Source organism: Candidatus Cyrtobacter comes (genome assembly GCF_034470605.1).
Taxonomy (GTDB): Bacteria; Pseudomonadota; Alphaproteobacteria; order Rickettsiales; family Midichloriaceae; genus Cyrtobacter; species Cyrtobacter comes.
On record NZ_JARGYT010000041.1, the window covers coordinates 1 to 10435 of the forward strand.

Below are 10435 nucleotides of genomic sequence, written 5' to 3' on the forward strand. Positions count from 1 at the left end.
AAACCCATTCATTGAACGTTTTAATGTCGATCGGAAACAACCTTTTATCCATCTAAATACCATATTTATCGCCTCCAATATAATATTGCATCTTTTCCATTATTTGGCAAAACCTTTGTTAACAGTGCCTAAGAGGACTCAAACCCCCATTTACTTCTTTAGATGCTGCAATGATAAGGAGTTTAATGTCTATACTACCTCTGAATCTACAAAATTTAATACCTACTGAAATTATGAATGAGATGAATAGGGTAATAGGTGGATATAAACCTACTCCTAGATATGTTCCAGAGATTGATTTCCAAAAAGAGTATTGGGGCTATGATACTTATCAAGAATTTGAGCAGCATAGGGTGGAATGCATAAATAAATTAGCAGCTGTTGCCGCAGAGGGTGACCTAGAAAAGGTTGATAAGATGGTAGGTGATATTAATATCTCATCAAATCCCAAAGAGTCTGAAAGGGCTAGGGATTCAGTATTGTTAGGTCTTTTGGAAAAAGATATAGATAAAATTGACAATGCTGCCGTAAAACAGAAAAATGATGATATGCAGCATGATAATATTTTGCATAGAGCCTGTCTTGTTGGAAGTCTTGGCTTATTGGAACGTTATGCAGAGATGCAGCAAAGAAGAGTTTTTGATGCAAGTAGTTATCTCTCTAGAAGGAATCATGATGGTATGGATTTATTTCAGTGCGCAACTAAATGTCGAGATCAAGATGTAATGAATAAGATGTTAACATGCCTACGCGCTATGGAGAAGTTTTCCAAAATTATAGGGCCACATACAGAGCATGTTATGAATGATGCTGCTGCTGGTATAACAAGTGCTCGTGTGATGTGAGGTAGCTAAATGTCTGAAATCGTGTTCATTTCAAGTTATAAAATGCGGTGTTAGACCAGGTCTTTTTCGCCTATTTATATCAACACTGCGCAAATTCCGAAAATATTGTGGTGGGTTATTCATGCAATTCTTGTACGGAGTCTATGTAGTTATTTAAGTGAAATTGGCATAGATAATAACTGTAATGCAGGAAGTATTATGCCATCTCAAATAAAATGGCTATATAATATAAATCGTGTAATGATTTATAAAGCAATACATTCATATCAAATCTTTTGATTTAAAAGTATCGGAATTGAGTTGTATCAATTTTATTTGAGGTATATGGATAATACCGCCTATGCTAATTCAACTCAAATAGCTATATCTTGCTAAGTTTATAGGTTAAAAAATCCAATTTAATATAAATTGATGCGAGACAGATTTTTAATATTACAAAATATCGTCAATCCACGCATAAAGAAAATATTTACTTTTCTATCTTATTATATAACTTCCCTAATTTTATGAGCATAATAAGATTATTTACCCCTTTAAGTAGATTTTCTGAAGGTGAGCCAATTCATCTTGGCATAGATGAATTAAACTATTTAAAAAATGTAATGAGATGTAAAGTTGGTGATAAAATTAATATTTTTAACTCCATAGATGGAACATGGGAAGCTGAAATAAAATCATTTAATCTAATGCCTATGCTAATATGTAGAACTTGCATTAAAGAGCAGAGCAACAAGCTTTTTAGGAAGATTTCTCTAGGGTTTTCTATTCTAAAACCAAAATCAACTGATTTTGTCATTCAAAAAGCTACAGAATTGGGTGTGTGCCGCATATATCCACTTATTGCAGAAAGGAGCATATGTCGGTCATTCAATTTAAAAAGAGCAGAACTTATTGCAAAAGAGGCTTCAGAGCAGTCATTTAGAGATAATGTTCCAGAAGTGTGCACGGAGTATACTTTAAGAAACTTTCTATCTTTAAATAAAGCCAAAATAATACTTTTAAGCCTGAATAATCAATGTGTTGAAATGCTTGATGCGGCTAAACAAACCATAAATGAAGATGTAGTATTGATTGTGGGCCCAGAAGGCGGATTTACTCAAGATGAATATGATAGTATAATCTCTTCCTGTGGTGCTATTCCCGTTACGCTTGGTGAATTTGTTTTGCGTGCTGAAACCGCGTCCATATCAGCTTTGTCAAATTATATGATGTCTATTAGATGTTTAAGAGCTTAAGAGATTTAATACAGAATAAAAGAAACCAAATGGAGGACTGGATAGAAAATTTCAGAAATGGTAGGGGCTGGCCTATATTTATGTCTTTAGATATAAGAATCTCTGAATTTAAGATAGCCCATGTAGATAGTAATTTATTTCCAGCAGGTTTTAATAATCTATCAATCAATGGTCGAGAAATGGCAATTAAGTTAACTAAATCTTTTTTGGAGAAGTATAATTTTTCTAAAATTTTGTTAATAGCGGAAAGAAATACAAAAAATAAACTATATGCACACAACATAGTAACATTAAAAGATATAATAAAGTCTGCAAGTGGTGCAGATGTACGAATTAGCGTTTTAAATGGTGAAGGCCTTGAATTTGCATGGGAAGTAGCTGGAACAATCAGCAAAGTTGATAAAAATATTACAATAGTAGAACAGGGTTGGACCCCAGATGCCATCATAATGAATAATGATTTAACATCAGGGATGCCTGATTCCCTAATAGATATAAATCAAAATATCTTCCCTTCCCCATATCTTGGTTGGTTTTCAAGAAAAAAATCCACGCATTTTGAAATATATAACAGAATAGTAAAAGAATTTTCGAATCATTTCGGTTTTGATGATTTTCTGATTTCTTTAAGATCAGAGCAAGTACAAAATGTAGACTTTAGAAATAAAACCGGCCTTGAATCAATTTTTTTAAAAGGCAAGGCAATGTTTTATGATATAGACAATGATTATAAAAATCATAAAATAGATGAAAAACCCTATATTTTTTTAAAACCTAATAACGGCACCTTTGGCATGGGTGTACTTGAAATAAGAGATTTAGAGCATTTATCGCATATAAATAAAAAAAACAGGCATAGTATTGATAAAATTAAGGATGGGCAAAAGACCTCATGTGTTATATTGCAGGAGGGTGTACAAACAAGTTTCAGTTTTTTAAATTACCCTGCAGAAAAAATTATTTATAGCGCCAATGGAGAAATAGTTGATATAATGGTGCGATACAATCAGCATTCCAACAACCATGGAAATTTAGGTAAAAGTGGCGCACTTATTGAAGCATTAGATACTCCAATAGAGTTTGATATAGAATGGCTTATAAATAAACTTGCAAACCTAGCGGCAATAGAAGAACTAGCATATGTGAAACAATAATCTCCTTCCTTTTGAAATCTAAAGCATTGTCAACTACAGCGTTATTTATGTATATGTAATATATAAATTAGTTACTAAATACAGCATGGCCTTAAGAGTTTTATTCCTATATATAATTAGTTGTTTTTTAAATATTGTATCTATGGCCAATACTACAGAACTTATAAAAAGAAGCACTATTTTTGGCAACCCAGATAAAACCGCTGTTCAGGTAAGTAATTTAGGCAATTATATTTCGTACCTTTCTAATATTAATGGTGTTCTAAATGTCTTTATTGCTGATATTGCTAATATTAAGGATGCCAGACCTGTCACTAATGATACAAGCAGAGGTATAAGGCAATATTTTTGGAGCAAAGATGATAAGTATATACTGTATATGCAGGATAATGGTGGGGATGAAAATTTTAGGATTCATAGAGTAAATTTACAAACATTAGAAGATACAATACTAACTCCAAAAGATGGGGTTAAAACTGTCCTATATAGATCAAGCCATAAAAAACCAAATGAAATTATGATTGGCTTAAATAGTAGACGTAAAGATTTTTTTGATTTGTATAGGCTAAATATTTCAACAGGGGAGCTATTTTTAATTTATGAAAATAACAAATTCCACGGACATCTCATTATAGATGACGAGCATAATCTTAGATTTGGCAGCATACAAAAGCCTGATATGAGTGTGGAGGTAGTAGAATTTAAAAATGAAAATGAGTCTATATTCCTTCATATTACTTATGAAGATCAGAGAACCTCATCGCTAGTTGGATTAAATGAACAAGAAGATAATGTATACCTTATCAGTTCCGAAGGTAGGAACACAAATGCATTGTATGCCGTAGATCTAAAAACTAAATCAAGAGCTCTTTTATATTCAAACCAACACTCTGATCTTGAACATGTGCTATTTCAACCCGTAACAAAAAGATTAGATGCAGTAACATATGAATATACAAAAATAGAGTACCAGATATTTGATCGGGAATTTGAGGTACATTTTGAAAAGTTAAAAAATATACATCAGGACGCCAATATATCTATAGTTTCCAGAAGTATAATGGATGATAAATGGATAGTAGCCTTTAATTTTGATAATGGGCCTGCTCGTTATTACCTGTATGACAAAACAATTTGTGAAGCAAAATATATGTTTGGCAATATGCCAAAACTTGAAGGTTATAAACTGAACAAGATGCATCCTGTAATTATTAAATCTAGAGACGGTCTAAATTTAGTGAGTTATATATCCATTCCAGAAGATGCAAAAGTAACACATAATGATTATAAAACAAAACAACCACTTCCAATGGTATTACTTGTACATGGTGGCCCAAATGCTCGGGATAGCTGGGGCTTTGAGCGCTCTCACCAATGGCTGACCAATAGGGGCTATGCTGTATTGAGTGTAAATTATAGGGGATCCACAGGTTTTGGTAAGGATTTTATAACAGCAGGAGATGGTCAATGGGCTGGAAAAATGCATGATGATCTTATTGATGCTGTGGATTGGGCCATAGAAAACGGTATAGCAGATAAAGATAAAGTTGCTATTATGGGTGGTAGTTACGGAGGATACGCGGCTCTTGTAGGGCTTACATTTACTCCAGAAAAATTTGTTTGTGGCGTTGATATAGTGGGCGTTTCAAATTTAATTACATTAATTAATTCTATACCAGAATATTGGAAACCTTATTTAGAGATTTTTAAAAAAATGCTAGGAGGAGATCCAAATACAGCTGATGGAGCAGAGATCCTTAAGTCTAAATCACCGCTTTTTCATTCGGATAAAATAAAAAAGCCTCTTTTAATTGCTCACGGGCAGAATGATCCTAGAGTTAAGCAAGCTGAATCTGATCAGATTGTAGATAAACTTAATTCTCAAGGAATACCAGTAACTTACATATTATATAAAGATGAAGGGCACGGGTTTGCAAGACCAGAAAACCGCCTCTCCTTTTACGCTATAACAGAAGGTTTTTTGAGTAAATATTTAGGTGGTAGATATGAGGAAATAGGAGAAGATTTTGAAAATTCTTCAATACAGATTACATCTGGTAAGCAGTATTTGCCTTTTAGGCTTCCATAGCAACCTGCTTCGTTTTGTACAAAAATTACATGCTGTTTTAGGTTATGGCCCAAAACAGCATGTCTTTAGCATCTACACACAGTTAGTAAGTAGTAAATTAATTATATGTGTAAGATGAATATTGCCGCCTGCTGCTAACTTACTATTATCTAAAATAATTCTCGCCTCATCTTTTCTATTTTGTGAAATGAGAATTGAGGCCCTTAAAACAGATGTTACTGAATCAAATGCACTAATATGTGATAAATCTTCTAATGCATCATTAGCCATAATCTTATCAGACTTCCTTTTAGAGATAATAGACATCATCTTAGCATATTCTGCTAACTCCTTGTTTGTATATTGTTGCAGATAGTAATATGCAGCTTTGTTGTATTGAGAGGTATTAAAATAATGTGACGCAATCTTTATCTTAGTAAAATCCCCAGCTATTGATTTGCTAGAGGATAGTTTATCTAATACGTTTATATTTTCTTCGGCTTTTATTGCATTACTTAGATCTGATGCCTTCAAATATACCGCAAAATCATTCATGATTTTTGTATCTACATTAGCTCTATATAATAAAAATAGAAATAAAGTTATGATACAAAGCAATATAAACAAAGTTATAACTTTATAGTACGTCTTCAGACCTTCTTGCCAATTTATTTTGGTATCACTGTTTATATTTTCCATAACGTAAAAACATATTATTTATAATAGCTTTTTTGCATAAATGGCTTAGTATTGCAATTAGCACTTGTAGATCATTTTTCAATGTACGAGATATTTCTTAGCGTTATAGATATGGTAGAAACTTTCGGGTATCTTGGCATATTTATAATGACTTTGGTAGAGGGTAGTTTTGTTCCTATACCAAGCGAAATAACATTAATTCCAGCCGGTTATCTAATAGCCAAGGGGAAATTTAGCGCCATACAGGTTGTTTTCTGGAGCATGCTTGGAACTATAGCAGGGTTTTTTCTCAGCTATTTTGCCGCTTATTATCTTGGACGTAACCTTATACTCCGTTATGGAAAATATATATTCATAGATAAAAAGAGGTTAGGAAAAATAGAGGCATTTTTTGAAAAACACGGAAATATATCTGTATTTATAGGCAGAATTCTTCCAGGCTTGAAACATTTTATATCATTACCTGCTGGGCTTGCTAGAATGGATAAAAAGCTCTTTGCAATCTATAGCACATGCGGCGCAGTTATATGGGTGCCTCTTTTAATCTTAATAGGTTATTTTATAGGAGATAATGAGGAGTTGGTATCGAGTTACATAAAGCGTCTTAATTATATAATAATCCTATCCGTAATATTACTTCTTATTGCATACAGATATTTGAAAAGTAGCAAAAATGAAAGAAGTTGATAAAGAGATCGCATCTCTTTGCAATATAGAAGCAGAAAGGGCCGTACTTGGCGCTCTTATGAATGATAATAGTAAAATTGAGGGAATAGATGATTTTTTAAAACCGGAGAATTTTTTTGTTCCATTGCATGGCAAGATATTTGCACTAATACTGAGGTTTATAGAAAATGGTAATGTTGCTACACCAATTAAGCTTAAGCAATATATTAATGATGCCGAGATAGATGGCGAAAGCTGTTTTAGTTATATGGTTAAGCTTACCGCATCTTCACAGATGGTACTCGATCTAAAGGGGCTTGCAGAATCAGTCTATGAGCTTGCTTTGAGAAGAGATCTGATAAGAATAGGCGAAAAGTTAATATATGAATCAAGAAAAGATGATTTAGATTTATCTGTTACCGATAGAATCGAAAATACAGAAAGTAGATTATTTAATTTAGCTGTATATGGAGAAAAGGATAGGGGGTTCAAAAGGATAGATTATACTGTAGAAGAGGCAATAAAAAGAGTTTCTAATGATAAAGGAATTGACCTAAGTACGAATCACGTACCAACAGGATTTATTGATATGGATTCAATAACAGGCGGCTTTCAAAATTCTGATCTAATTATATTAGCGGCCAGGCCTTCAATGGGTAAAACAGCGCTCGCTATGAATTTAGCTTTAAATGCCGCTAGTTTTTTTAAGAACAATAATAGAGATGGATCCGTGGGATTTGTATCTCTTGAAATGTCTTCTATACAAATAGTGAATCGTGTACTCGCAATGAAAACTGGTATACCAAGTAACAGGATAAGGCTTGGTAATATTAATCGAGAAGTAGAATTTAGAAAATTAGTTGAACGTGGAAAGGAGGTAACTGAATTACCCATCTTTATAGATGATACAGCAGCTCTTTCAATAGCCTCTATAAGAACAAGAGCAAGAAGGTTAAAGAGAAAAAATGATCTAAGTATGCTTGTAGTTGATTATCTCCAATTGGTACGTGGCTCCACTACCTTAAGAGAGTCTAATAGAGTACAGGAGATAGGTGAGATATCATATGGCTTAAAAGCAATTGCCAAAGAACTTGATATACCAGTTATAGCACTATCGCAACTTTCAAGAGCTGTTGAATCTAGAGAAGATAAGCGACCTATGTTATCTGATTTAAGAGAAAGCGGAAATATTGAGCAAGATGCCGACGTGGTAATGTTTATATATAGAGAAGAATATTATTTAGATAGGAAAGTTCCAACCGAACAAGAGCGACACCTCGAATGGCAAGAAAAGATTAATATCGTTAGAAATCAGGCAGAAATAATATTTGCCAAGCAAAGAAATGGGCCTGTAGGTAGCTGTATATTAAGATTCGATGCACCTACCACTAGCTTTAGTAATTTTTCTGATAGAAATAGTAGTGAATTTATGTAATTAATTAGATATTAGTCTGGTTTATAGTGCTTGATAATTGAAGCGCCAGCATTTTTAGTGTTGCCCTAAGTTCTTATTTGATGTGTAGATATTAAATTATTTATGAAACAACAGAGTATGAAGAAAATAAGTATTACAACAGTCATTATGATTTCATGTATCATACTTTTTTTCTGCACTGCGCTTTTTTTATATCTGAAGCTTATTGAAAAAAATCAAGATAATCAAAAGCTGGAAAAGGTATTAAATAGCATATCAGAGGTTAAGGAGCAGGTCGTATATCATCCACTGCAAAATGATAAGCTAACATTTAGTAATAAAAGAAATCCAGTAACATCTGACGATGCAAATATTGATGCTTTACTTGAATGCAAGAGAAAACTAAATATAATCACCCAAACCCTTCTAATAAATCAAGACTTAAAGGGTGGTGTAGATATCTCCAATAGAATTCATGCTCTTCTTGATTTATCAATAGGTGCTTCAAGAGATATTATATTGGATATGAAAGAGCTTGTTGAAAAAAAGGAACTTAAATCAGATGGCGCGATATTGGATTCTATACATACGCTATATAGTGCATTTTCTGCATCAACACATTCATCTTCCGCTAAGTCTCACGCCAATATCACTCAGAGTCTTTTGAAATTTTCTAATATAAAAGATGAGAGATATGAAAAAACACTTGAACAAACTATATCAGCAATTGAAAATGGTTATATGAACCTTGCTGTATCCTTATTACAAATTTTTGACGAGAATATTTATCCGGATGTGAAGAATATCAAGATTGCAATAGGTAATAGAATTATAATGAAGAAATTAACGAAACAATTGATAGATAACCTATTATTCGAGATAAGCTAAAAAGCAGACTATGATTATAAAAATAATGAAGATTCTGCTTATAGCTGCCTTTATTTGCGCTGTCACTTTGTTCATGCAAAGCACTCAGTATAGCTCTATAGCTATTGAAGTAGCAGATTTTAGAGTTGAGATTAATATTATTGTTGCGATAGTTGGAATAACTTTGTTATTCATAGCTTTTTATTTTTTGCTACGTGTTGTGGTTTTTATTAAAGAATTACCAAGTACGCTTAAAAAAAAGATAGAAGCATTAAGAAAAAAAAACGAATTGGAAATCATAGAAGATATCCTTGTGGCATCATTTAGCTACAACCAACCAAAATTTGAAAGGAGCATAGCTGAGTTAAAAAAAGTACACGACATGCCTGGATATTTTATAGATATATGTAAGTATGGATTTTATGAACAGAATGGTAATACTGAAATTGGGCGGGACTCACTAAAAAGACTGCTGTTAAATAAAGAGACGAGAAATTTTTCATTAAAAAATTTATCTAGATTAGAATTAAAAGCTAAGAGATATGATGAGGTCTTGGGGTACTCTATGCAGCTTCTGTACCTTGATAAACATGATAAGGAAGCAACGACAATTTCCGTGGCCGCATGCATCCTTTCTGGCGATTGGAAAACTCTCTCAAGCCTCCTTCCATATATAAAAAAAAGTTTCGGTGTTGATTCATTTCTTTTACTTGAGTCCATCGTACATTTTAAGATCTTTATCCAAAATGATGCATTGGATGCAAAAAAGATCACTCTGCCATCAAAAAAGGTCATGGATCTATTCCATCCTTGGATTTTCTTAAGCATAAGGAGCTGCATATCTAGATCTGAATATGAGGAAGCTATGGGGATTATATTGAGATATTGGGATATATATAAAGATTACCTAACACCCATGGTTATACAGATACTTATATCAAATAATGATAATGTAAAATTAGCGAAAAAAATCTCTGATCCGCTAATCGAGGATTTTTGCAATGTACTAGAAGGGCGTATTGAAAATCTTAAGATTTTAAAAGAGGGTTATTACGAAATATTGCTCCAGATTTATAAAAAGTGTTCGACGCGTCAATTCTTAGATATAGACGCATTATTAAGTAAGCTCGCAGTTTGGATCCCTAATATAGAAAAATATTATTATCTTGATGTTGAAAATATGCAACTATGCGATAACCATTATGGGGAATTTTGTTATAAGATTTCCGGAATAGCAAATTTTATCAAGTGCGTATAAATGTTTATATCAAAGATCACATTCCTAACTATACATTATATCTAATCCGTCATAAAATGTCATGTCATATATGTGTTAAATAGTTCGTCAATAGAGCATTGATTTGCGCGTCGTATTTGTTTAGCTTGAGCCCATTTTTTCTCTATAGGATTGAGGTTTAGAGAATATGGAGGTAGATAAAGCAAGGTATGGCCCGCATTTGCTATGAGCTTTTGCATATCTTTGCCCT

At 32.8% G+C, this 10435-nt stretch carries 11 protein-coding genes; 9 read left to right on the top strand and 2 right to left on the bottom strand.

Annotated features, from left to right (window positions below; genetic code table 11):
- The 5 genes from Cyrtocomes_RS03540 to Cyrtocomes_RS03560 form a co-directional block, all read left to right on the top strand.
- A partial coding sequence (locus Cyrtocomes_RS03540) for a hypothetical protein (protein WP_322497828.1) occupies nt 1-229 on the top strand: 229 nt, incomplete at its 5' end.
- Nucleotides 186-845 (top strand): hypothetical protein, encoded by a 660-nt coding sequence (locus tag Cyrtocomes_RS03545; RefSeq protein ID WP_322497829.1) that lies wholly within the window; start codon nt 186-188, stop codon nt 843-845. The genes Cyrtocomes_RS03540 and Cyrtocomes_RS03545, both read left to right, overlap by 44 nt.
- Before the next feature lie 506 nt (nt 846-1351).
- Complete coding sequence (locus Cyrtocomes_RS03550; RefSeq protein WP_322497830.1) at nt 1352-2080, top strand: RsmE family RNA methyltransferase; 729 nt, start codon at nt 1352-1354, stop codon at nt 2078-2080.
- Nucleotides 2065-3234: a glutamate--cysteine ligase gene (locus Cyrtocomes_RS03555; RefSeq protein WP_322497831.1), complete on the top strand. Its 1170-nt coding sequence runs from the start codon at nt 2065-2067 to the stop codon at nt 3232-3234. The genes Cyrtocomes_RS03550 and Cyrtocomes_RS03555 overlap by 16 nt, the downstream gene beginning before the upstream one ends.
- A 142-nt stretch (nt 3235-3376) precedes the next feature.
- Nucleotides 3377-5323 (top strand): S9 family peptidase, encoded by a 1947-nt coding sequence (locus Cyrtocomes_RS03560; RefSeq protein WP_322497832.1) that lies wholly within the window; start codon nt 3377-3379, stop codon nt 5321-5323.
- A gap of 72 nt (nt 5324-5395) precedes the next feature.
- On the opposite strand, the gene Cyrtocomes_RS03565 is transcribed toward Cyrtocomes_RS03560, so the two are convergent.
- Nucleotides 5396-6001 carry a hypothetical protein gene (locus Cyrtocomes_RS03565; protein WP_322497833.1) on the bottom strand — a complete coding sequence of 202 codons (606 nt, stop codon included), beginning with the start codon at nt 5999-6001 and terminating at the stop codon, nt 5396-5398.
- A gap of 111 nt (nt 6002-6112) precedes the next feature.
- Between Cyrtocomes_RS03565 and Cyrtocomes_RS03570 the strand changes: the two genes are divergently transcribed.
- From Cyrtocomes_RS03570 to Cyrtocomes_RS03585, 4 genes are all read left to right on the top strand, one after another.
- On the top strand, nt 6113-6688 hold the full coding sequence (locus Cyrtocomes_RS03570; RefSeq protein WP_322497834.1) for a DedA family protein: 576 nt from the start codon (nt 6113-6115) through the stop codon (nt 6686-6688).
- Entirely contained in the window at nt 6675-8102 is a 1428-nt protein-coding gene (locus Cyrtocomes_RS03575) for a replicative DNA helicase (RefSeq protein ID WP_322497835.1), read from the top strand. The genes Cyrtocomes_RS03570 and Cyrtocomes_RS03575 overlap by 14 nt, the downstream gene beginning before the upstream one ends.
- A 117-nt stretch (nt 8103-8219) precedes the next feature.
- Nucleotides 8220-8969 (top strand): hypothetical protein, encoded by a 750-nt coding sequence (locus Cyrtocomes_RS03580; protein ID WP_322497836.1) that lies wholly within the window; start codon nt 8220-8222, stop codon nt 8967-8969.
- Between the two features lie 25 nt (nt 8970-8994).
- Nucleotides 8995-10206, top strand: a complete 1212-nt coding sequence (locus Cyrtocomes_RS03585) for a heme biosynthesis HemY N-terminal domain-containing protein (RefSeq protein ID WP_322497837.1) — start codon at nt 8995-8997, stop codon at nt 10204-10206.
- A 59-nt stretch (nt 10207-10265) separates the two neighbouring features.
- On the opposite strand, the gene Cyrtocomes_RS06135 is transcribed toward Cyrtocomes_RS03585, so the two are convergent.
- Nucleotides 10266-10424, bottom strand: coding sequence for a transposase (locus Cyrtocomes_RS06135; RefSeq protein WP_410519698.1), 159 nt, complete (start codon nt 10422-10424; stop codon nt 10266-10268).
- Nucleotides 10425-10435 lie beyond the last annotated feature (11 nt).